We start from the raw sequence: 21,802 nt of genomic DNA on the forward strand, positions 1-21,802 counted from the left end.
CATGACGACCGTGCGCTGGCTTCACCTGTCCGACCTGCACCTGCGAGGCGACGCGCGGGACCCGTACGACAGGAACAAGGTGCTGCGGCCGCTGCTGGCGACCGTCAGGGAGCGGACAGAGCGGGACGGCCCGCCCGACCTGGTCTTCGTCACCGGGGACATCGCATCCACCGGCAGCCGCGCCGACTATGACGTCGCCGCCGGCTTCGCGGACGAACTCGTCGCGTGCACCGGAGTAGCTCCGGAACGGATGTGGCTGGTGCCGGGCAACCACGACGTGGAGCGGCGGGCAGGCCGCTGGTTACGGCGCACGCTCGACAGCGCCCAGGACGCCGACAACGAATTCTTCGGCCGGGAAAACCACAACCAGCGCGAACCGTACCTGAACAAGCTGGCCGCGTACCGCGATTTCGTTAGAACGTTCCAGCCGGGCTGCCCGCTGGCGGAGGGCGACGTCGTGCGGCGGCCCGAGATCGTCGCTGTCGGCGGCGCCCGCGTGGGCGTCCTGCCGCTCAACTCCGCCTGGTTCTGCCAGGACGACGACGACCAGGGACGGCTGTGGCTCGGGACGCGCACCGTCCGCGAACGCGGCGAGCTCCTGCTGCAGCGCGACCCGCATGTCGTCTTCGTGCTGCTGCACCATCCGTTCAGCTGGATGCACGCCGACGAGACCGCCCATGCGTGGATCAGGCAGGTCTATCCCATCATTCTGTCCGGACACCTGCACACCGCCGACGTGACGGGCACGCAGGCGCTCAGCGGCACGAGTCTGGACATCTCCGCCGGAGCCGCCTACCAGGGCAGCGAGTGGCCCAACCGCGTCTTCTACGGCTCGCTCGACGCCGGCACCCGCAAGGTGATGCTGGAGCCGCTGACGTTCGCGGACGGGCCGGCGGCCCACCGGTGGGTGCTCGACACCAAGGTCTTCCCCCACCGCGCGAGTGACGGCTACGTGGGTGAGTTCACGCTTCCCGCCCGCCCCAGAGCCACCGGCAAGGTGGCCGCCGACCAGTCGCTCGAGTTTCCCTTCGCCGTGTGGAGCGCGGTCAACCGGCGCCGGTGGCTGAGCTCCGTCGTCGACTGGTTCCACCACGCCTATTCACACGATCCGGACGCGGCCATGTCAGCGCTGCTCGACCACGTCTTCCAGATCTACGCCGCCGCCTGGCGCTCACCCAACATCATGGCGAGCATCGTCAACCTCGGCACCGCGCTCGGCCCGCACCTGCCGGCCCGCCTGCCGCCGGAGCAGGCACACCACCGCACGGTGATCACGCTGCTGGAGTACGGGCTGCACCGTAACCTGTCCCACCTGTTCATGCTGCCGCAGATCGACCGGGACGCCCTGCTGGAGATCCCCAACTACGCCAATCTCCTGCTGGCCACCAGGCTCCTGACCGCAGGCATCTATCAGGACGCCAGCAAGCTGGCCGCCGAGATCGGCGACGGCTGCTGCATCGCCCTCTATGTGATGGGCCAGAGCTTCCGCAAACGGGAACTGAACCACGAGGCCGGCGACCGCTTCTCCCGGCTGAGCGAGCTGATCGGCGAGATCCGGCGGCACGAGCCCGGCTTCTTCCCGTGCAACGCCAGCGGCAACGAGCCACCCCGCTGCCTGTGCAACCTGGACCTGCTGCACGCCGAGACCGAGCGTGCGCGCGGCGTCGTGGCCCGGCGGCTGCAGCAGACCGAGCTGGCCGAGCGTCACTTCGCCGCCGCGACCGACGTCGCCAGCAGCGTGGTCGAGCAGCAACGCCAGCCCCGCCTGGGGGCGCCCGACCAGGGCAGCGTGCACACCTCCTACGACATGGCGCCCTTCCGCGTGCTGGCCGACGTGCACTACGGGCACGGCTACTACTGGTACCAGCGCGACATGCTGGACCGGGCAGCGGAGCTGTTCAACGCGGCGATCGACGCGCTCGACCGGGCCAGGGAGGACTGGGATCCGCCGATCACGCGGCTGGCCATCGTACGGCTGCTGCAGTCCGATCCGAAGGCGGCAGGCAAGCTGGCCCTGCGGGCGCGCAACATCTGCATCAGAACCGCGCCGGCCAGCAACCGGGAGGCCACGCTCAGCCTGTCGTTGTGCACGCTGGTGCTGAAGGTGCTGGAGGCGGTGCTCGGCCACCGCATCCTCGACCCGGCCATCGACCCGATCACGGATCTGGGGCGGGCGCTGCGGCTGTCACCGCCGCTGGGGTCAGGGCCCCTGCACTGCCACCGCACGGACGCCGAGAAGCTGCTGCCCGTCGCGCCACAGCGGGTGCAACCGCTGGTGGCGGAGTTCATCCGGCGCATCGGTGACGCAGAGACCGGCCTCGCGTCCTGACCGGGAGAAGCGCATGGCACGAGCGGCACGCAACCTCATCCCCTCAGCCCTGGCCGAGCTGCCGCAGGGCGATCCCGTCGAGACGGCCTCCGTGCTGTTCCGCCACGCCGAACGTAACTCGCTGACCGCCATCGACTGGTACCTGTGGAAAAAGACGATCAAGTCCCGCTGGTCGCGCGGGCTGCGCGCGACGGCCATCGTCCTCGCGGTCTGCGGCGGTGTCGTGCCGCTCGTGCACGCCGCCGACAACCGCCTGATCGCCCCGGAGTGGGGGTACGTGCTCCTCGCGCTGTCCGCGGGGTGCGTGCTCCTCGACCGCTACTTCGGCTTCACCACGTCGTGGATGCGGTACATGCGAGCCCAGGCCCGGCTGCACCGGGCGCTCCTGCTCGCCCAAGCCGACTGGACGGCCGCGATGTGCCGCTCGGCTGACGGCGAAACCCTCATGACGGTGATCCGTGAGCTCATCCAGGCCACCGGCGAGGTGCTCGAGAACGAAACCGACGAGTGGGCCAGCGAGCTCAACGAGCAGGCGGAGCGACTCCAACAGGGGCACGCCGCCGACCGGCCCGCCCAGGGCGCCTAGACCGGCCTCCATACCGTGACCGTCGTCACCACCACACCGTCACGTGGACGTCCGGTCCCGGGTCCGCGGCGCGGTAGATTCCCGCATGCCGGCCGTTGCAGCAGGAGGTGGGGGACTCATGACGGTGCCCGCGGACAGCCACGTGCACAGCGAATGGTCGTGGGACGCCCCGTCAGGGTCGATGGAGCGCTCCTGCGCGCGGGCGGTGGAGCTCGGGCTGCCGGCGATCGCCTTCACCGAGCACGTCGACCACACGGTCTGGACGGTCGCTCTCGACGCCCTCGCCCCGGACGACCACCTCGCGACCGTGGCCACACCGCAGGGGCTGCTGGCTCCTCCGGCGTTCGACGCACCCGGATACCTGGAGGCGATCGAGCGGTGCCGGGAACGTTTCCCGGCCCTTCGCATCCTGAGCGGTCTGGAACTGGGCGAACCCCACTGGCACGCCGCCGCCGCCACGAAGGTGCTCGGAGCCGGACGGTTCGACCGGGTGCTCGGCTCCCTGCACTGCCTCCCGGACGGCGACGGCTTCGCCGAACCACCAGGCCAGTACGCGCACCGGCCCGCCGCCGACGTCGTCCGGCACTATCTGGCCGGGATCGTCGACCTCGTCACGCGGAGCGACGCGTTCTCCGTGCTGGCCCACATCGACTACCCGCTGCGTTACTGGCCGTCGCGGGAGGCCGGGCCCTTCGAGCTGCCGAAGTTCGAAGAGGAGTTCCGGCACGCGCTGCGGATGACCGCCCGGTCGGGCAGGGCACTCGAGATCAACACCCGCATACCGCTGCACCCGGCCATCGTCAGGTGGTGGCACGAAGAGGGCGGGGACGCGGTCACGTTCGGCAGCGACGCCCACGACCCCGCCGCCGTCGCCCGCGGGTTCCGGGACGCGGCGGACATGGCGCGGGCTCACGGGTTCCGCCCCGGGCGGGACCCGTACGACTTCTGGGCGCGCGTGGACTGACCGCCATGGGGAGGGTCGCCTGCCTACCTGATGACGTCTCGCACGTCGAGCCCCTTCTCCAGCACCGAGTACTTCCGCGCCAGATCGGCCAGCCGCTGCAGCCCTTTCACGTCGAGCTCGGCGGAATATGACCCGAGTGCGAGGCCGTCGAGGTCGCGTGCGCTGAACTTCGTGGAGGAGGCAAGCGCCTGCACGGCCTGCGCGGGGTCGGCCGCGATCAGGCGGTGCGCCCTGGCGAGCGCACGCTGGAAGGCCGCGAGGGTACGCGGATTGTCCTGGATCCAGTCGTCGCCGGCCATCCAACCGGCGGTGGGCAGCCCTTCGAACTCCCCGGTCAGCGCCGGTCGCAGCACCCGCACGGCCTTCTCCCGCACGCTCGTGGTGAGGTAAGGCTCGGCCAGGAGGGTCGCCGCGATGCCGGCGTCCAGACCCTTGACGCCATTGTGGTAAGGGCTCTCGACCAGGATGACGTCCTCGGTCGTCAGCCCGCTCCGCTTCAGCAAGGCCGCGACGGAAAGCGACGAGAGTCCCCGAAGGTGCGGGACCGCGACCTTCCTGCCCTTGAGGTCGGCCACGCTCCGGATCCGGGATCCGGCCTTGACCACGAGTGCCATGCTCCCGGGACGGGCACGGTACAGGCCGCCGACGATGCGGACCTTCTTGTCGTGCTGCCGGGCCAGGAACGACCCGACATAGTCGGTCTGGGCGAGATCGAACTCGCCGGTCTCCGTCGCGGACACGGCGGCGATGGCATGGGAAGGGACAGGCCGCACCCGCAACCCTTCCGCGGCGAAATACCCCTTGTCCATGGCCACGTGGAGGGGCGCCGCCTCAACGGTGTCCGCCACGCCGACGTCGATGACGGCCCGCTCGGGCGGCGCCGCCGGGCGGGCGGCCTCCGGCCTGAGTTTGATCGCGACCGTGCCGCCCAGCACGACGACCACGACCACGGCGGCCGCCGCCATGGCGATGACGTTGCGCCGCCTGCGGTGGTATGCCTCGATCGCCCGACCCGCCAGATCCCGCTGGGGCATGTCGTCCGCGATGCGGCTGAGCTGGTCGCCTAGCCACGTCATCGGCGGACCTCCTTGATGTGAGCCTCGTCCAGGGTGGGGAGTTGCGGCGCCAGCTCGGGCGCCAGGGCGCGCAGGCGGGCCAGGGCGTGGTGGGTCTGGCTCTTCACGGTGCCGACCGAGCAGCCCAGCAGGCCGGCCACGTCACGCTCTGTGCGGTCCTCGTAGAAGCGCAGGACGAGCACCACGCGCTGCTTGGGTGTCAGCCGCATGAGCGCCTGGCGCAGGACGACCCGCAGCACGGTGGAGTCCTCCGGGTCGTGGGCTCGCTCGGGCGGGTTCGCGATGGACACCTCCCCCGTCGCACGACGACGCCGCCACGAGATGTGCTGGTTCACCATGGTCCTGCGGGCATACGCCTCCGGCCTGTCCACGTGGCGTAATCTCGGCCACCTGCCGTACATCCGGACCAGCACGCTCTGTAAAAGATCCTCGGCGAGGTGGGCATCGCCGGTCAGCAGATATGCCAGGCGCATCAACCGGTGCTGATGCGCATCGGCGAATGCCTGGAAACTGGCATTGCGATCCAACGTCTCTCCTCATGTCAGTAACCTCCAGACGCTGTGGGCGTGCCAGAAGGTTGGCAGTCGGAGACGATCCAGCCGCGGGTGTGCCAGGAGGCGTGGCGACGCCCGCCGCGAGGTTCGACCTGATGGAGCGCGGGCAGAGGGGTGAACCCGGGGAAAGGGCCGCCATGAGCACCGCCGCCAGCCGGCTGACCGCCGAAGATCTCGAGTTTCTCGGACGCCCCCTGCACGGGTTCCTTTCCGTGGCCGGAGGAACGCAGCCGCCTCAACCCCGGCCCGTGTGGTTCGAGGCCACCGCGGAGGGGACGATCCAGCTCTTCACCGAGCCGGACTCCCTGAAGGTACGCCGCCTGCGCCGCGACCCCCGCGCCTCGATCGTCGTCGCGGCCCCGGTGGGCGAGCGCGAGCGCTGGGTGTCCGTCGCCGGCCACGCCACGGTGGAGGCCGACGGGGCGCACGACCTGTGCGCCCGCCTCGCCGCCCGCTACTGGGACCTCGACGACCAGACCCGGGCCGACGATCTCGCCATGATGCTGGCCGGCGACCTCATCCGCATCGTCATCCGTCCGGAGACCGTGCACCGCTACCCGAACTAACCGTAAATTTCGCCATATGTTGCTCCTGGTGCGCCATGCCATGCCCGCGTACGGCCCGGCCCTCCCCCCGCACGAATGGACGCTCAGCGCCGAAGGACGGCAGGCGGCCCGCCGGCTGGTCGCCCGCCTGCCCGAAGACGCCTGCCTCGTCTCCAGCGACGAGCCGAAGGCGTGGCAGACGCTGGGCGGCGACGACGCCGTCACGCGTGATCGGCGCTTCAACGAGGTCACCCGCGTGGAGCCGTGGCAAGGCGACTATCGCGAGTTGCGCCGCGCGTACGTCGAAGGCTCGGATCACGTGGACTGGGAGCCGCGGGCCGAGGTCGCCGGGCGCTTCGACGCCGGGCTCGCCGAGCACCTCGCACGTGCCGGCGGGCGCCCGCTCGTGGTGGCGACGCACGGCATGGCGATGACCGTCTGGATGACGGCGCGGCTCGGCCTGGAGGGACCCGGCGGCTTCTGGGCGGACCTCCGCTTCCCTGACGCGCTTCTCGTCCGCCTCGACTTGGGCGCCGTCGAGCGAGCCTTCGCCCTCTGAACGACACCGCCGGCGCCACACCCGCGGGGAGCCGGCGAACCAGCCCCAAGCGGGCGCGGCCGAATCCGTGGGATACCCGGCCTTGAGTGCCCCGGCAGCCTTACGACATTGTTGATCTCGCCCTTCAGCGCCATCGGCGTGCCGGTTGCCGACGGCAGTCGCAGCACGGTCGGCCGAAGGCACCGGCACTTCGCCGCAAGTGTCACGGGCGACACATCGTTGACCATGTAAGGAGTACACGGATGCCCAGAACTGCGACGACGCTGCTGCTCGCAGGGCTCTGCACCATCGCCGGCATGGCCGTCGCCACCCCGTCGCAAGCCGCGGCCGGCATCACCCCGGAGCGGGTGTGCGGGCCGGGCTACGTCCGAGTGAGCGACGGCACGCGCACCATCAAGTCCGGCAGCACCGTATACGGCCGCCTCTACCTGATGTACAGCAAATCGACCGGCAAGAACTGTCTTGCCCTCATCAATAGCACCAACAGGAACAAGTTCGTCAAGGCCACCCTTTACGTCAAGGGAGCGGGCGGCAAGTCCGTGTCCGGCTGGTCCGACTCCGACGCCGCGGTCATCCGACCGGCTGCGGGCAAGTGTGTGATGTATTCGGGCGAGATTCGCGTCGGCAGCAAGGTGGCGCGCGGCGGGCGCAGCTACTGGGGCAACTGCGGCTGACCCGCGACCGCGCGTGCCCTCCCGTTCGGGGAGTCAGCCGACCAGCAGCGTGGCGATGGCCGGGCCGAAGGCGGCGCCGAGCAGGTAGAGCAGGTTGAACAGGCCCATGGCCGCGGACTGCTCCCTGTCGGGCACGGCCAGAGCGGCACGGGTCGCGAACGCCCCCTGCCCGGAGGCCGCCGCGAGTGACGCCAGCGCCTGGGCGGCGAGGAGCGGAGCCCAGGCGCCGCTCACGGCGGCCAGCACCACGCCCGTCGCGCTCAGCACGGCGAACAGCACGACAGGAACCAGCAGCCCGCGGCGGGCGGTGAGCATGATCACCAGGTAGGACGCGAGGCCGCCGAACAGCAGCGGCCAGGTGATGGCCAACCCCACCTGCCCGCTGCTCCAGCCCGCGTTCTCGACGAGCAGCGGCGGCAGCGCGTACATCATCCCGAAGTTGACGACCGCCAGCAGGAACGCCAGCCCGGCCGCGACCAGGAACGTCGGAGCGCGCACGACCTCGACCGGCACGAACCCGTCCGGCCGGGCGCGCAGGCGCAGCGCGAGCAGCACCCCGGCGGCCACCGCAGCGCCGCCCGCGGGCAACCACGTGTGCGGCACGAACACCAGCGCCGTGACCAGCGCGGTCAGCAGCACGGCCCCGGCCAGATCGAACGTCGTGCCGGACAGCGGCGTGAGCGGCCGCCGGCGCAACACGAACGGCACGGCGAGCACGCTGAGCGCGGGCAGCGCCAGCGTAGCCCTCCAGCCCAGCGTGCCCGCGACCACGTCACCGGCGAGCGGGGAGACCGCCCCCACCGTCGCCAGCGACGCCGTGACCAGCCCCATCGTGCGCGGTGAGCCGGCGATGCTCATCGCGATGGTGGTGAGGCCGGCGGTCCCCAGGCCCTGCAGCGCGCTACCGGCCACGAGGAACGGCAGCGCCGGGGCGACCACCACCAGCGCCGCGCCGAGCAGCACGAGCGCGGCGCCCGCGAGCAGCGCCGTACGAGCGCCCCGGCGGCGCTGCAGGCCGGCCATCAGCGGGGTCCCCACCGCGATCGCCCAGCCGAACGCGGTGACGATCCAGGTCACCGCGCCGATCGTGACACCCAGGTCGTACGCCGTGTCGGCCAGGATCAGGCTGGGCCCGGCGATGCCGAAGGACAACGGGCCGGCCATCGTCGCCAGCCACGCCCCGGGAATCCCGCGGGCCGGCCGCGAGGCGGTGGGGCGGAGGCCGCCGGTCGCCGGGTGCGCGCTCATGGCGCGACCGCCGGGGTGAGCGTCGGGTAGTCCGTGTAGCCGCGGTGGTCGCCGCCGTAGAAGGTGGCGGGGTCGGCCTCGTTGTACGGTCCGCCGGCGGCGACACGTACGTGCAGGTCGGGGTTGGCCAGCCAGAGCCTGCCGAACGAGATCGCGTCGGCGAGCCCGGAGCGCAGCGCCTCCGTGCCGTCCTCGACGGTCGCGGCTCCGTCCCCGTCTCCGGGATGGGGGTTGAGCACGAGCGTCCCCGGCCACTCGGCGCGCAGCAGCTTGGTGATGTCGCGCGTGTCGTTCTCCGAGACGTGCAGGTAGGCCAGGCCGTAGGGAGCCAGCGCGCGGGCCAGCTCGGTGTAGAGCACGTCGGAGTCGCTCTCGTCCATGCCGTTGTAGGTGATGCCGGGCGAGACGCGGATCCCGGTGCGGGCCGGGCCGATGGCGTCGCTCACCGCGCGTACGACCTCCTCGGCGAACCTGATGCGCCCCTCCGCCGCCCCGCCGTAGGCGTCGGTACGCCAGTTGGTGTTGTCCGACAGGAACTGGTGGATGAGGTATCCGCTCGCCCCATGCAGCTCGACACCGTCGAACCCGGCGGCCATCGCGTACCTGGCCGAGGCCACGAACTCCTCGATGGCGCGGGCGATGTCCTCCATGGTCATCTCTCGCGGGGTGGGCAGGTCGAGCGGCCCGTCGGGAGTGTGGAGCCGCTCACCGGAGGGGATCGGCGACGGCGCCAGCGGCAGCTCGCCTCCCGGGTACAGGTAGGGGTGCCCGATCCGCCCCGCGTGCATGAGCTGCACGAAGATCCGCCCACCACGCCGGTGCACCTCGTCGGTGACCCGCCGCCAGGCCTCGGCCTGCTCCGGCGTGTGCAGGCCCGGCGTGTCGATGTACCCCTGTCCGAGCACGCAGGGCTGCGTGCCCTCGGTGATGATCAGCCCGGCGCCGGCGCGCTGGCCGTAGTATTCCGCGGTCAGCTCGTCCACCAGGCCGTCGCGGAAGGCGCGGCTGCGGGTCATCGGGGCCATGAGAAGGCGGTTGGACAGGTCCAGCCGGCCTACGGTCACAGGTTGCAGCAGTTCGTTCATGCCTCGACGGTAGGAACGAGCGCTTACGGGCCGAATCGGTAAGGTTACCGTGATTACGTACGGGTGGTCGGCGTACGTACGTAAGGATCGGGGGCGTTGGTGCTGTACGGCAGGGCAGTCGAGCAGGCCTCCATCCAGGCCCTCGTCGATGCCGCGCGCGCCGGACGCAGCGGTGGCCACGTGCTGCGCGGAGAGCCCGGGATCGGCAAATCCGCGCTCCTCGACTGGGCCGCCGGCTACGCGCGGCGAGCGGGCCTGCGGACGTTGCGGGTCACCGGCATCGAGGCCGAGGCCGACCTGGCCTTCGGCGGCCTGGTGCAGTTCCTGTGGCCCATGCAGGACCGGATCGGCGCGCTGCCCGGCCCTCAGGCCGACGCGCTGCGCGCGGTTCTCGCGCTGGACGACGGACGGCAGGGGGCACCGGACCGGTTCCTGTCCGGGCTGGCCGTGCTGACCCTCCTCGCGGAAGTGGCCGAGGAGAGCCCGCTGCTCTGCCTGGTGGACGACGCGCAGTGGCTCGACCAGGCGAGCGCAGACGCGCTGCGCTTCGCCGCCCGCCGCCTCGGCGCCGACGGGGTGGCGATCCTGTTCGCCGCGCGGGAGGAGGGCTTCACCGCGACGGGGCTGCCCGAGACGCGACTCTCGCGCCTGTCGCCGGCGGACGCGGCATTGTTGCTGGCGGACCGAGGGCTCACACCGGCCGTACGGGAGCAGGTGATCGACGAGTCGGCGGGCAACCCGCTGGCGTTGATGGAGTTCTCCGTGGCGCAGCGGCCCTACCATTCGGCGGCCGGGCCGATGCCCGTCCCTGACCGGGTGCTGGCGGCGTACCGGTCACGGATCTCCGTGCTCCCGGACAAGACCCGCCTGATGATGCTGACGGCCGCCGCCGAGGCGCGCGGGCACCTGCCCACCCTGCTGGGCGCGGCCGAGATGTTGGGCGTCGGTCTGGACGACCTGGCGGAGGCCGAGCAGGCCGGGCTGGTCGACGTCACCGCCGCGGTCGCGACGTTCCGGCATCCGCTGATCAGCACCGCCGCATACCAGGGGGCGCCGCTGGCGCAGCGGATCCTCGTGCACGAGGCGTTGGCGCGCGCGACCACCGACGACGACTGCCGGGCCCGGCATCTCGCCGCCGCCACGACGTGCCCGGACGAGAAGGTCGCCGAAGAGATCACTCGCGCGGCGGAGCGCGCCCGCGGCCGCACCGCGTACGCCGCCGCGGCCGGCCTGTACGAGCAGGCCGCGCAGCTCACCCCGGAGCCGCGGAGGCGGGCGGCGCGGCTGGGCGAGGCGGCCTGGCTGGCGCTGTCAGCGGGACACGCCCACCAGGCCGCGGACCTGGTCGGGCAGGCCGAGTGGCTGGTCGCCGGCCCGACGTCACCGGCGGTGCTGGCACCGGTACGGGCGGCGGTGGAGTTCGAGCTGGGCGAACGGCGGCTGGCGGCCCGGGTGCTGGTCGAACGTTCGTCGGACGCCGGCCCGGAGCAGGCCGCGCTGATGTTGCGCGCCGGCGCCGGTTACGGGTGGTTCTGCGGCGACCGGCAGGCCATCCTCGACGCGGCCGAGCGGCTGTGCGCGCTGGGGCGCCACGACCCGATGGTGTCCGGGATGGCGGCTCTCGTGCGAGAGGACTACGCGCAAGGGTTGCCGCTGCTCGCGGAGTTCGTGGCCGGCGCCCGCCAGGCGGCGCCGGACGCGTGGCGAGCGGCGCAGGACCTCCATTCGGGCGCGCACCGGTGGCGGCCCGATGACGAGGTCCTGACGATGGCCTGGGGCGCGTTCTGCGCGATGATCATCGGCGCGGACGCGGCCGCCGCGGAGCTGGCACAGGCCGAGGTGGCCCGCTGCCGCCGGCACGGCCTCGTCGGCGCGCTGCCGCAGGTGCTCCAGGACCTCGCCGGCGTGCAGGTGCAGGAGGGCCGGCACCGCGAGGCCGAGGCGTCCGTCGCCGAAGCCGTCCAGCTGGTCCGTGACATCGGGCTGGAGCACCGCGTGCCGAGGCTCAACTCCGTGCTGGCGCGGGTCGCCGCCATCGAAGGCGACGAGGAGCGCTGCCTCCAGCTGGCCGGGGACGAGCCCAACACCGGCGGCATGGCGGGCACCACCGCACTGAGCCTGCTCGACCTCGGACTGGGCCGCCATGCCGCGGCGCTCGACCGGCTGGAGGCGGCCGCCCGCGGCCCGCTTCGGCACGCCTCCGGCCTGGTCAGTGCCGGCGCCGACCAGGTGGAGGCGGCCGTCCGGCTCGGCGAGCCCCAACGGGCGGCCGAGCCCCTGCGCCGCCTCGAAGCATGGGCGCTCGCCGGAGGACAGCGGTGGGCACAGGCGGTGAGCGCCCGCTGCCGGGCCCTGGTCACCGACGACGAGGCCCACTACCTGCGCGCGCTCGAGGCACACGAGGAAGCGGGCCGGCCGTTCGAACAGGCACGCACCCGGCTGCTCTACGGCGAGTGGCTGAGACGGGCCAAGCGGCGCAGCGACGCCCGGGCTCCGCTGCGCTCGGCGCTGACCGTCTTCGAGCGGCTGCACGCCACGCCGTGGGCCGAACGGGCACGGGCCGAACTGCACGCGACCGGGGAGACCCTGACACGGGCAGAGCCCACGGCCGCCGACCCCGTGGAGCGGCTCACCTCGCAAGAGCTCCAGGTCGTCCGTCTGGCAGCCGACGGCGCCACCAGCAGGGAGATCGCCGCGCAGCTCTTCCTCAGCCCGCGCACGGTCGAGCACCATCTCTACCGCGCCTTCCGCAAGCTCGGCATCCGCTCCCGCCGCGAGCTGAGCCGCATCGACCTCTCCTGACGGCCGAGCTGACCCCGGCCGAACTCGCCGGCAAGCTCGGCATCCTGCCCCCCACCCGCGAGCAGGCCGCGGGCCACGGTTCACGTGGCTCGGGCTCGGCCGTCAGGCGTTCGCCCGGCGGAGGCGTTCGGCTGCTTGTGTCCAGAGCGCTCTGCCCGACACCGCGGTGTAGCCGTGGAGTGCTTCCCATCGGACGTCGTGGGCCGCCGGCCAGAGGCCGGCCGCCCACGCGACCTGCTGCTCTTCGGCGGTGAACAGGCGGGCCCGCATGTCCTGATACGCGGCCAGGAACGCCTCGGTGCTCTCGATCGGCGGCAGGGTGGCCGGTCCCGTCTTGGCGAACACGGCACTCGCGGCTCCCACCAGGGCGGCTTCCGGTTGCCAGGCCAGGCTGTCCCAGTCGTGCACCGTCCACACCTCCTGGCCGTGCCACCGGAGGTTGTGCGCCTCGAAGTCGGCGTGGCCCAGCACGCAGGGCAGGTCAGCGGCCAGCATGCGCCGCCGGGCCCTGTCGGCGACCTCCATGGCGTAGGCGGGTACGAGATCCTGGTCCTTCTCGTCGAGCGACTCGATCGACGGCCACAGCCCCGGGTCCGCATGGTCCCACCGCACCCAGCGCGGATTCGACAGCGGCGGCGTGACGGCGAGGCCCGACAGTGCGGTCATCAGCCGGGCGAAGACCTCCGCGCAGCGCACGGCGACGTCCGGGGCGTCCCCGCGCAGCACCTCTCCCCCGGGGCGGAACTCCTCCGCGTGCACGGCCAGGGAAGCGACGCCGACGACCGGCGTGAGCGGGCGGGCGCAAGGGAACCCGTTCTCGGCCAGCCGGGCCTGCGCTGTCACGCATGACACCGCCCGGCCGTCGTCGCCACGGGCCTTGACCACGACGTCGTCACCGCCGGCCAGCCGGAGGCCGAACACCGTCGACATGGACCGTTGGCGGAACAGCACGTCGGCGGGCCGATCTCCGAGATGGGCCAGACACCATGCCGGCAGCCAGTCCGGTAGTTCGCCGAGCGCCACAGTGAAACTGTGCCACAGGAGACTCGCGTGCCGAGATCACGAGCCTCGCAACCCGGCGACCCTCGCCGGGGGGTGGACCCGGCGCCGGCCCTCGGCCTTCCGGTGGCCCGTCATGGCGCGGGCCGGTCAGTCCGGGGTGTCGGCGAGCTGGGTGACCAGGAAGTCGAGGCGCTCCTCCTGACCGTCCGAGGGGATACGGCCGCTGTCCGCCAGGACGGCCATGCCGTGCAACGCGCTCCAGATGACTTCGGCGGACAGCTCGCGTCGCGCGTTGTCCGGGCGGAAGCAGCTGACGAGTTCGTCGAAGGCGGCCCGCAGTGGGGGCGGCGTCTCGGCGTGCGCGAACTTCATGTCGGTCGGCATGACGAACATGGCCTGGTAGAGGGCGGGTCGCTCGGTGGCGAACTCCAGGTAGGCGCGGCAGACGGCGTGCAGGGCCTGCCGCGGCTCGGGGCCGGCCGACCGGGCACGGCGCAGGTGGGCGGCGAGCTCGCCGAAGCCGTCGATCGCGACGGCGCGCACGATGGCGTCCTTGCCGCTGAAGTGGCTGTAGAGCACGGGCTGGCTGTACTCGACACGCTCAGCGAGCCTTCTCGTGGTCACCGCCTCCCAGCCTTCGGCCTCGGCGAGTTCGCGGGCTGCCGTGATGATCAGCTGATGGCGTCGGGCGCGCTCGCGTTCTCGACGCTCTCTGATGACGGACATGGACATGACTCTAGCAACGCTAGACATTCTGCCAACAGAATCTCAATCGTCGCCATCGGCACGGTCACGGGGTGAGGACGATCCGCCCGAAGACGGTTCCGTCGTCCATCTGACGATGCGCCTCGGCAGCCTGATCGAGCTTCAGCACCTCGTGTACGACAGGGTGCAGGCGCCTCTCCGCGGCGGCGTCGAATTGCTCGGAACGAACGGCGTTGCGCACGGCGACAGGAACGGTATCCAGGCTGAACGTCGCGAACGAGCGTGACTGCTGGAAGGACCGCATGAGGTGCGTCCCGAAGTCCGCCGGCGGCATGCCCGCGACGACGCCCACGAGGACCATGCGGCCGTTCGGCGCGAGCCGGTCGATGAACGCCGGCAGGTCGTTCCCGCCGACGATGTCGATGATCACGTCGTATGCGCCTGGTCCGTCGTCGCCACCGTGCCCCGCACGGTCGAGCACAAGCGTCGCGCCCAGTTCCCGGAGCCGTTCCCCGCGTTCTGGAGAGGAGGTGGTGACCGCGACGCCGCTCGCACCACCGCGGGCGGCGAGTTCCACCGTCGCGATGCCGATGCTGCCCCCCGCACCGCGTACGAGCACCGACTCACCGGCGGTGAAACGTGCGTGCGCAAGCGCGAAGTGCGCGACGGGGCCCGCGCTGCCGAGCGTTACGGCGTCGACCGGCGAGAGCCCGTCGGGGAGGGCGGTGACAGCGTCGATGTGAGCCGTGGCCAGTTCGGCGTAGCCTCCGCTCGTCCCCGTGAACGCCCACACGCGCCGCCCGAGCCATGACGGATCGATGCCGTCCCCGACCGCGGTGACCACCCCGGCCACCTCGCTGCCCGGAATCAGTCCTTCGGCGAACCCATAGCCGCCGAGGGTTCCGCGCCGGATCACGGCATCGACCCCGCCGACCCCGATCGCCTCAGACCGGACCAGGACCTGGCCGACGGCCGGAACCGGATCAGCGACCTCACGTACCGCCATCCCGGACGGCTCACCGAACCGCTCAATCACTACCGCACGCATCAACGTCTCCCTGTGTTCAGCTACGATCCGGACCGTAGTGGACGCATGCGTCCACTTAGCGGAAGTGAGAACGATGACGGAAGAAGTGACTCACAACCTTCGCGCGGATGCGCAGGAGAACCGCGACAGGATCCTGGACACCGCCCGCACCCTGTTCTCCGAGCGCGGCCTGGAGGTCCCGATGCGAGAGATAGCGCGCTGCGCCGAAGTGGGTCCCGCAACCCTCTACCGACGGTTCCCGACCAAGCAGGCCCTCATCGACGACGCGTTCGCGGACGAACTGCGTGCATGCCGCCAGATCGTCGAGGACGGTTGCGCCGACCCAGACCCCTGGCGCGGCTTCTCGTCCGTCGTCGAAGGCCTGAGCGTGCTCAACGTGCAGAACAGGGGGTTCGTCGACGCCTTCATGTCGGCCAACCCTCAGGCATCCGTGTTCGCGGAACACCGCACAGCACTTCTCCGCCGGCTCCGAACCCTCGCCTCCCGGGCCAAGCGGGCCGGGCGACTGCGGCACGACTTCGCCACCGACGATCTCGTGCTCATCCTGCTGGCCGGCCGCGGGCTGTCATCGACCCGCCCCGCCACCCGGACGGTCGCCGCCCGCCGCTTCGCCGCCCTCGCACTGGATGCCTTCCGGGAGAACGCGGCAAACGGCGCCCTGCCCCGAAAGCCCGCCCTCGTCGAGGAGATAGCCCACGCCCTCCGACGAAGCCACCCGCTCAGGCCGCGGACGGACACCGGTGGTTCGTGCGGCACGCGTACGGGCTGACAACCACAGAGACCATCCAGAAGCAGCGCCGAAACGGCACCCTCCTCCCGCCCTCACTGATGAGAGCACGCCGGCGAGGCACACCAGAAAGATCAGGTGTCATGTTCACCGCGCGATCCTAACTCTGGCGCCCGGTCACGCCTTTGAGCTGGTACACGACCAGCCGGCACCGATCACTGAGCAGCCGCAGAAGGGTTGGTCATGACAGGCGCTGCCCTACCAGCCGCCCATCCAGCAGTAGAGCTGCTGATCATGCTCCTTCGCCCGTCGCGCAAGTCCCACGAACTCCTCAATCAGGGGCAACAAGTCATGCGGACCCGTATCACTGTAGATCTCGAAGTCTTCGATCTCCGACCAGCGAGCCGCCAGCACCTGTAGACGGTCGTTCTCGACGTCGGCCAAAGCGTCACGAACACGCACCGCGAACTCCGCGATGCCGGGTCCTTCAAGGTAAGGCGACCCTTCCGGGAAAGCCTCCGCCTCCTCCAGGCTCTGCGGTGCTCCTTCGGGCGGCGGATACAGATAGGTGAGGCCGAGGAGATCGACCGAGTACGGCTCGCCGAGAACGAGGGCAACCAATTGGCACAACTCGTTCTCCGGGTCAATCTTTCCCGCATCTACGGCGTCGAACGCGGGCACGACCCCGGGCTTGTCGATAACCCGCGGCCGCTCCGGATCCGCTAACGCGGCACCCCGATCCGCGGCCCGATAGTACTCGGTCATGGCACCCACTCATGAGATCCCGTGTTCACACGCCTTGGCGAACTACTCGACCGGCCGCCAGAGTACGAGACGCGTCGGTGGCGTCCTGCCGATCGGCGTCGCACAGTCTTCCTTTCCTCATCGGGACGGTAGCCGCGTCCGTGCAGGCCCCCCTACTCCGAGCCGAGTACGCGCGTCATCCAGATCGTGTTGCCGCGTTCGGCGTCCTCGGTGATGCGGTCGCTTCGGTGGAACCCGAGCTTCTCGAGGACGCGGAACGAGGGTACGTTCCACTCCCACACGGTCGCCCAGAGCCGGCGACGTCCTGTTCGAGCCGCGGCTTCCATGACCGCACGGGCGGCTTCTGTCGCGTAACCATGACCGTGAGCTCGTTGTGCCAGCTCGTACGCGATCTCAGGTTCGTCGAGAGATCCCTGACCGACGGTCAATCCGCAGTAGCCAATGAACTCACCGGTGTCTCGCAGCTCGATCGGCAGCAACCCGAGCCCCGGATCCGCCGCCAGCGGATTGTTGCGGAGCCAGCCGCGGATGTCCTCGACCGTCGGGCGTCCCTCGGCATCGATCCGCCGCGCCGGCGGCACTCGCGCATCCCGCTCAAGCCATAACCCGCGGTACTCCTCGGCATCCGACGGCACCCACCGCCGCAACCGCAGCCGCTCGGTCACCAGCTCCGCCGGTAGATCCTCATAGGTCCCCATCCGACCAATTTAGCCCGGTGCTGGCCAAGGTCAGAAAGCGACTGCAAGAGACGGACGTAGAGCTGATCAACTGCGTTCGCCTTGCCGATCCGTCTATCGGACTCACGTTGGCTCTTGTCGTGTTCACGATCTGTTCGTCGCAATCATGCCCGCACGAGGACGCCAACCAGATACGGGCCGATTGACCCGGCGGTGCGAGGATGTTAGCAAGATCTCACATTGTCCGGACAAACAGAAAGCCCCTGACGGCATAACGCCAATTCAGGGGCTTCCTGCTGCAGAGCCGACGAGGGGAATCGAACCCCTGACCTTCTGTTTACAAGACAGATGCTCTGCCGATTGAGCTACGTCGGCGCGGCCTATCAGTGTAGACGCTAGCGACGCCTGTGACGAGCGACTTCGTACAGTGCCACGCCAGCCGCCACCCCCGCGTTGAGTGACTCGGCAGATGCGTGCATCGGGATGCGGGTCACCACGTCGCACTGCTCGCGCACCAGCCGTGAGAGCCCCTTGCCCTCGGAGCCCACGACCACCACGAGCGGCTCGGTCAGCAGTTGGGCCTCGCCGATGTCGGTCTCGCCGGCCCCGTCGAGGCCGACCACGAACAGGCCCGCGTCGCGGTAGTCGCGCAGGGCGGCCGTCAGGTTGGCGGCACGGGCGACGCGCAGGGTGGCGAGTGTTCCCGCGGACGTCTTCCAGGCGCCTCCCGTGACGCCGGCCGAACGGCGTGAAGGGATGAGCAGGCCGTGGGCGCCGAAGGCGGTGGCGGAGCGGGCGATGGCGCCGAGGTTGCGCGGGTCGGTGACCGAGTCGAGGGCGACGATCAGCGGGGGGTCGCCGGCGTCGTGGGCGAGGTCCACCAGCTCTGACGGGTGCGCGTAGTCGTAGGCGGGGATCTGGAGCGCGATGCCCTGGTGGACGGCGCCTTCCGTCAGGCGGTCGAGCTTGTCGCGGGTGACTTCGAGCAGGGCGATGCCGCGCTCTGCCGCGATCTTGATGGAGTCGCGTACGCGGTCGTCGTTGTCGATGCGCTGGGCCACGTAGAGGGCGTTGGCGGGCACGTCGGCCTGCAGGGCTTCGAGCACCGGATTGCGCCCGCCGATGTATTCGGGTGCGTCTTCCGAACGCCTGGACCTGGTGGGAGCGGCGCGGCGGCTGCCGCCGCGCTCTTCGCGGGCGACGCGCTCGGCACGGGCCTTGTCTTTGTACCAGTGCCGCATCTCCGCGGGTGGGGTCGCGCCCCTGCCCTCTAGCGACCGGCGGCCCTGCCCTCCGGTGCCTTTGGACGGGCCCTTCTTCTTCGCGGGCCTGCCCGAGCCCCTGCCGCCTGCTGCCATGGCATCAAGGGTACTCGGGGAGCGGGGCAACTCGTTCACCGTGAAGAGGCGGGCAACCAGGGCGCCCGCCCCCTCTAGCGGCTCAGCTCCCAGCGCGGCCCGTGCGGGGTGTCCTCCACCGTGATGCCGGCGGCGCTCAGCTGGTCTCTGATCGCGTCGGCGGCCGCGTAGTCCTTACGCTCCCGCGCCGCACGGCGCTGCTCCAGCGCCACCGCCACGAGCGCGTCGACCACCGGCGACAGGTCGGACCCGGTGTCTCGCCACTGCGGCGAGCGCGGGTCGAGGCCGAGCACGTCGAGCATGTTCTGGGTCTCGGCGAGCAGCCGGGCCACGGCTTCCTTGTCGCCCCGCGACAGCGCCACGTTGCCCTCGCGCACCACCTCGTGCACGACCGCGAGCGCCTGCGGGGTGCCCAGGTCGTCGTCGAGCGCGTCGGCGAACGCCTGCGGCAGCGGCGCGTGGGCGTCGACGTCGTGGATGACCTCGGCGGCGCGCGTGACGAAGCCCTCGATGCGCTGGTAGGCCGCGGCGGCCTCCTGCAGCGCCTCCTCGGAGTAGTCGATCGAGGATCGGTAGTGCGGGGCCGCCAGGTAGTAGCGCAGCTCCACGGGCCGCACCTTCTGCACCATCTCGGGGATCAGCAGGGAGTTGCCGAGCGACTTGCTCATCTTCTCCGCGCCGATCTTGAGCATGCCGTTGTGCATCCAGTAGCGGGCGAACCCGTCACCCGCCGCCTGCGACTGGGCGATCTCGTTCTCGTGGTGCGGGAAGATCAGGTCGATCCCGCCCCCGTGGATGTCGAACGCCGGCCCGAGGTATTTCGTCGCCATGGCCGAGCACTCAAGGTGCCAGCCGGGCCGGCCCGGCCCCCATGGGGTCGGCCAGGTCGGCTCGCCGGGCTTCTCGCCCTTCCACAGGGCGAAGTCGCGGGGATCGCGCTTGCAGGACTCGTCGTCGGTGTCGGCCGCGGGCCGCATGTTCTCCACCTTCTGGTTGGAGAGGGAGCCGTAGCGGTCGGCATAGGACTGCACGTCGAAGTAGACGTCGCCCTCGGAGGCGTAGGCGTGGCCGCGCTCGATCAGCCGCTGCATGAGCGTGATCATCTCGGGGACGTGCCCGGTGGCGCGGGGCTCGACGGTCGGCGGGAGGCAGCCCAGGGTGTCGTACGCCCAGGTGAAGGCGCGCTGGTTGCGCTCGGCCACGACGAACCAGGGCACGCCCTCCTCGGCCGACACCCTGATGATCTTGTCGTCGATGTCGGTGACGTTGCGGCAGAACGTCACGTCATATCCGGAACGGGCAAGCCAGCGGCGGAGCACGTCGAAGTTCACGCCCGAGCGGATATGCCCGATATGCGGAGGAGCCTGCACGGTAGCCCCACACAGGTAAATCGACGCCCGACCGGCTTCGACCGGAACGAATTCGCGGATGGCGCGTGTGCTGGTGTCGTAGATGTGCAGGCTCACAAATGAAAGGCTAACGCCTCAGAGCCGCCTCCTGACCGTTAAATCAGCCGCGCAACGTGACCTTGTCCGGAGAGATCCTCACGATGAGTCGCTCGGTGCCCGGTTTGTCCTCCCAGGGCTGCCCCCGGTACTTCTGCGACAGCTCCTCGATGAGCGCGCCCTCCGGGTCGGACGTCATGGACACCCGCCCGCGCACCTCGACGTAGCGGTAGGGGTCGTCCGGATCGATGACCAGCAGGCTCGCCCTCGGGTCGCGCTCGAAGTTGCGCGGCTTCACGCGCCCCTTCACGGTCGAGAAGATCACGTCGTCGCCGTCCGTACGGATCCAGACCACGCTCGAATGAGGGCCGCCGTCCGGATTGACAGAGGTGATAGTGGCGAAATTCGGCGCTTCCAGGAGCTTGCGGGCATCTTCTGACAGCACGGCCATGTGTCCTCCTAGATCGGTCTGGCCCTCCATTCTTCTGTAGGCTCACAACCGCCATGGACGTGACTCCCCCTTCTGCGCTCCGCCGCCTGGGCATCGCCCTTGCCGGACTCGCCGTCGCCGCCCTCACGGGTGCCGCGTGCGCGCTCTCCTTCGACGACCTGCGCGCGCTGGCCGTCACCGGCGAGGCCGCCACCGACCTCGCCTACCTCTATCCCGCGGCCTTCGACGCGCTCCTGGCGGTCGCGCTGATCAGCGTGCTGCTGCTGCGCTCCGCCAAGCTGCTCGTACGCGTGCAGGCGGCGTTCGTGCTGGTCCTGCTCATCGTGGCGGCCGCGGCGGTGAACGTGGCGACGGCGGTGCGGTTCGGGTTCGACGTGCGGCAGACGGCCATCGGCGTGGCCCTCGCGCCCTGGGTCATGCTGGCGCTGGCCCTGTGGCTCTGGCTGCTGCTGATCAAGCACGTGCACGCCCGCCGCGAATCAGCGGGCGGCGCCGACACCGAGCCTGCCGCGGAGCAGGACATCGTGCCGTTCGGCCGACTGTCGCCGGACACGGAGACGACCGCGCCGTCGCCGGTCGCGGGTCCCACGGCCGCCCCCGAGAGGCCGTCTCTCTCCGAGCCCGCGCCGGCCCCCGAGACGCGCGCCGAGCCCGCCCCGAGGACGGCTTCGCATGATGAGCCCGCCCCTTCGCCGGTCTCGGCGCAGGTGTCCGAGTGGCCCGTGCAGGAGGAGGAAGAGAGAAGAGCGCCCGAGCTCCGCCCCGTGGACTTAGATCCGCAGCCGCAACCACAGTCCGAGCCGGACGGCCAGCCGGATCCAGAGCCCAGCCGGCAGTCGGAGCCCAGCCCGGAGCCGGAGCCCCGGCGGGAGCCGGAACAGGAGCCCGTGCGGGAGCCTGAGCCGCCGACTCGGCCCGTGCGGTGGGGCGATCGGGTCAAGCCGGGGGACGTCCTCGTCCACCCGCGCTCCGACGACGACAAGGACGCCGACACGCAGCCGCATCCCGTCGTCGCCGACGACGGGCCCGACCCCGCCCATGGTCCCGAGGCCGCCGACCGCCACGAGGCCGGGCGGGAGGACGAGGACACCGCCCCGCACCCCGTGGTCCACGACGAGACCCCGGCGCCCTCGGAGCGGCTGCGCAGCACCCCGCGCCCGCCGGAGGACTGACACCAGGAAAGGCCCGCCCGGGAGCCTTCC

General features: G+C 70.9%; 21 protein-coding genes and 1 tRNA gene. 9 read left to right on the forward strand and 13 right to left on the reverse strand.

Annotated elements, in window-relative coordinates; all coding sequences use genetic code 11:
- The first annotated feature begins 1 nt into the window (after position 1).
- The 3 genes from ACZ6SA_RS05190 (at position 2) to ACZ6SA_RS05200 (ending at position 3,879) form a co-directional block, all read left to right on the forward strand.
- A complete protein-coding gene (locus ACZ6SA_RS05190; RefSeq protein WP_465826724.1) occupies positions 2–2,329 on the forward strand; it encodes a metallophosphoesterase family protein in 2,328 nt (775 codons plus the stop codon).
- Positions 2,330–2,342: 13 nt separating this feature from the next.
- A complete protein-coding gene (locus tag ACZ6SA_RS05195) occupies positions 2,343–2,915 on the forward strand; it encodes an SLATT domain-containing protein (RefSeq protein WP_347650687.1) in 573 nt (190 codons plus the stop codon).
- A gap of 118 nt (positions 2,916–3,033) precedes the next feature.
- On the forward strand, positions 3,034–3,879 hold the full coding sequence (locus ACZ6SA_RS05200) for a PHP domain-containing protein (protein WP_465826725.1): 846 nt from the start codon (positions 3,034–3,036) through the stop codon (positions 3,877–3,879).
- A 23-nt stretch (positions 3,880–3,902) separates the two neighbouring features.
- Here the strand turns inward: ACZ6SA_RS05200 and ACZ6SA_RS05205 are convergent, their stop codons facing one another.
- Complete coding sequence (locus ACZ6SA_RS05205) at positions 3,903–4,955, reverse strand: ABC transporter substrate-binding protein (protein WP_443154661.1); 1,053 nt, start codon at positions 4,953–4,955, stop codon at positions 3,903–3,905.
- The gene (locus tag ACZ6SA_RS05210) at positions 4,952–5,482 is read right to left on the reverse strand and encodes a SigE family RNA polymerase sigma factor (protein ID WP_347650690.1); all 531 of its coding nucleotides are present in this window, start codon (positions 5,480–5,482) and stop codon (positions 4,952–4,954) included. Before ACZ6SA_RS05210 ends, ACZ6SA_RS05205 begins: the two co-directional genes overlap by 4 nt.
- Positions 5,483–5,646: 164 nt before the next feature.
- On the opposite strand from ACZ6SA_RS05210, the gene ACZ6SA_RS05215 reads away from it, so the two are divergent.
- The 3 genes from ACZ6SA_RS05215 to ACZ6SA_RS05225 all read left to right on the forward strand — a co-directional run bounded on the left by ACZ6SA_RS05215 (position 5,647) and on the right by ACZ6SA_RS05225 (position 7,287).
- Positions 5,647–6,075, forward strand: coding sequence for a pyridoxamine 5'-phosphate oxidase family protein (locus tag ACZ6SA_RS05215; RefSeq protein WP_347650691.1), 429 nt, complete (start codon positions 5,647–5,649; stop codon positions 6,073–6,075).
- Positions 6,076–6,091: 16 nt separating this feature from the next.
- Entirely contained in the window at positions 6,092–6,613 is a 522-nt protein-coding gene (locus ACZ6SA_RS05220; protein ID WP_465826727.1) for a histidine phosphatase family protein, read from the forward strand.
- Positions 6,614–6,855: 242 nt separating this feature from the next.
- Positions 6,856–7,287 (forward strand): hypothetical protein, encoded by a 432-nt coding sequence (locus tag ACZ6SA_RS05225; protein WP_347650693.1) that lies wholly within the window; start codon positions 6,856–6,858, stop codon positions 7,285–7,287.
- A gap of 33 nt (positions 7,288–7,320) precedes the next feature.
- Here ACZ6SA_RS05225 and ACZ6SA_RS05230 read toward each other — a convergent pair whose 3' ends face one another.
- Together ACZ6SA_RS05230 and ACZ6SA_RS05235 are read right to left on the reverse strand one after the other, a co-directional pair.
- Positions 7,321–8,535 carry an MFS transporter gene (locus ACZ6SA_RS05230; protein ID WP_465826728.1) on the reverse strand — a complete coding sequence of 405 codons (1,215 nt, stop codon included), beginning with the start codon at positions 8,533–8,535 and terminating at the stop codon, positions 7,321–7,323.
- Positions 8,532–9,620, reverse strand: a complete 1,089-nt coding sequence (locus ACZ6SA_RS05235; protein WP_465826730.1) for an alkene reductase — start codon at positions 9,618–9,620, stop codon at positions 8,532–8,534. The genes ACZ6SA_RS05230 and ACZ6SA_RS05235 overlap by 4 nt, the downstream gene beginning before the upstream one ends.
- A 99-nt stretch (positions 9,621–9,719) precedes the next feature.
- Between ACZ6SA_RS05235 and ACZ6SA_RS05240 the strand changes: the two genes are divergently transcribed.
- Positions 9,720–12,422, forward strand: a complete 2,703-nt coding sequence (locus ACZ6SA_RS05240; protein WP_465827090.1) for an ATP-binding protein — start codon at positions 9,720–9,722, stop codon at positions 12,420–12,422.
- A gap of 102 nt (positions 12,423–12,524) precedes the next feature.
- On the opposite strand, the gene ACZ6SA_RS05245 is transcribed toward ACZ6SA_RS05240, so the two are convergent.
- From ACZ6SA_RS05245 to ACZ6SA_RS05255, 3 genes are all read right to left on the reverse strand, one after another.
- Positions 12,525–13,445, reverse strand: coding sequence for an aminoglycoside phosphotransferase/kinase family protein (locus ACZ6SA_RS05245; RefSeq protein ID WP_465826731.1), 921 nt, complete (start codon positions 13,443–13,445; stop codon positions 12,525–12,527).
- A gap of 126 nt (positions 13,446–13,571) precedes the next feature.
- A complete protein-coding gene (locus tag ACZ6SA_RS05250) occupies positions 13,572–14,150 on the reverse strand; it encodes a TetR/AcrR family transcriptional regulator (protein WP_465826732.1) in 579 nt (192 codons plus the stop codon).
- Between the two features lie 64 nt (positions 14,151–14,214).
- Positions 14,215–15,177, reverse strand: a complete 963-nt coding sequence (locus ACZ6SA_RS05255) for a zinc-binding dehydrogenase (RefSeq protein ID WP_465826733.1) — start codon at positions 15,175–15,177, stop codon at positions 14,215–14,217.
- Between the two features lie 73 nt (positions 15,178–15,250).
- On the opposite strand from ACZ6SA_RS05255, the gene ACZ6SA_RS05260 reads away from it, so the two are divergent.
- Positions 15,251–15,946, forward strand: coding sequence for a TetR/AcrR family transcriptional regulator (locus tag ACZ6SA_RS05260; RefSeq protein ID WP_465826735.1), 696 nt, complete (start codon positions 15,251–15,253; stop codon positions 15,944–15,946).
- Between the two features lie 216 nt (positions 15,947–16,162).
- Here ACZ6SA_RS05260 and ACZ6SA_RS05265 read toward each other — a convergent pair whose 3' ends face one another.
- From ACZ6SA_RS05265 to ACZ6SA_RS05290, 6 genes are all read right to left on the reverse strand, one after another.
- Positions 16,163–16,669 carry a hypothetical protein gene (locus ACZ6SA_RS05265; protein WP_465826736.1) on the reverse strand — a complete coding sequence of 169 codons (507 nt, stop codon included), beginning with the start codon at positions 16,667–16,669 and terminating at the stop codon, positions 16,163–16,165.
- A 152-nt stretch (positions 16,670–16,821) separates the two neighbouring features.
- Positions 16,822–17,367: a GNAT family N-acetyltransferase gene (locus ACZ6SA_RS05270; RefSeq protein WP_465826737.1), complete on the reverse strand. Its 546-nt coding sequence runs from the start codon at positions 17,365–17,367 to the stop codon at positions 16,822–16,824.
- 281 nt (positions 17,368–17,648) lie between these two features.
- Positions 17,649–17,721 (reverse strand) — tRNA-Thr (locus tag ACZ6SA_RS05275).
- Positions 17,722–17,741: 20 nt separating this feature from the next.
- The gene (gene rlmB, locus ACZ6SA_RS05280; RefSeq protein ID WP_347649683.1) at positions 17,742–18,704 is read right to left on the reverse strand and encodes a 23S rRNA (guanosine(2251)-2'-O)-methyltransferase RlmB; all 963 of its coding nucleotides are present in this window, start codon (positions 18,702–18,704) and stop codon (positions 17,742–17,744) included.
- Between the two features lie 74 nt (positions 18,705–18,778).
- On the reverse strand, positions 18,779–20,170 hold the full coding sequence (gene cysS, locus ACZ6SA_RS05285) for a cysteine--tRNA ligase (protein WP_347649684.1): 1,392 nt from the start codon (positions 20,168–20,170) through the stop codon (positions 18,779–18,781).
- A gap of 43 nt (positions 20,171–20,213) precedes the next feature.
- Positions 20,214–20,600, reverse strand: a complete 387-nt coding sequence (locus ACZ6SA_RS05290) for a PPOX class F420-dependent oxidoreductase (RefSeq protein ID WP_347649685.1) — start codon at positions 20,598–20,600, stop codon at positions 20,214–20,216.
- Between the two features lie 53 nt (positions 20,601–20,653).
- Between ACZ6SA_RS05290 and ACZ6SA_RS05295 the strand changes: the two genes are divergently transcribed.
- Complete coding sequence (locus ACZ6SA_RS05295) at positions 20,654–21,772, forward strand: DUF2637 domain-containing protein (RefSeq protein ID WP_465826739.1); 1,119 nt, start codon at positions 20,654–20,656, stop codon at positions 21,770–21,772.
- Positions 21,773–21,802 lie beyond the last annotated feature (30 nt).

This window comes from Nonomuraea sp. NPDC049378 (genome assembly GCF_055586745.1).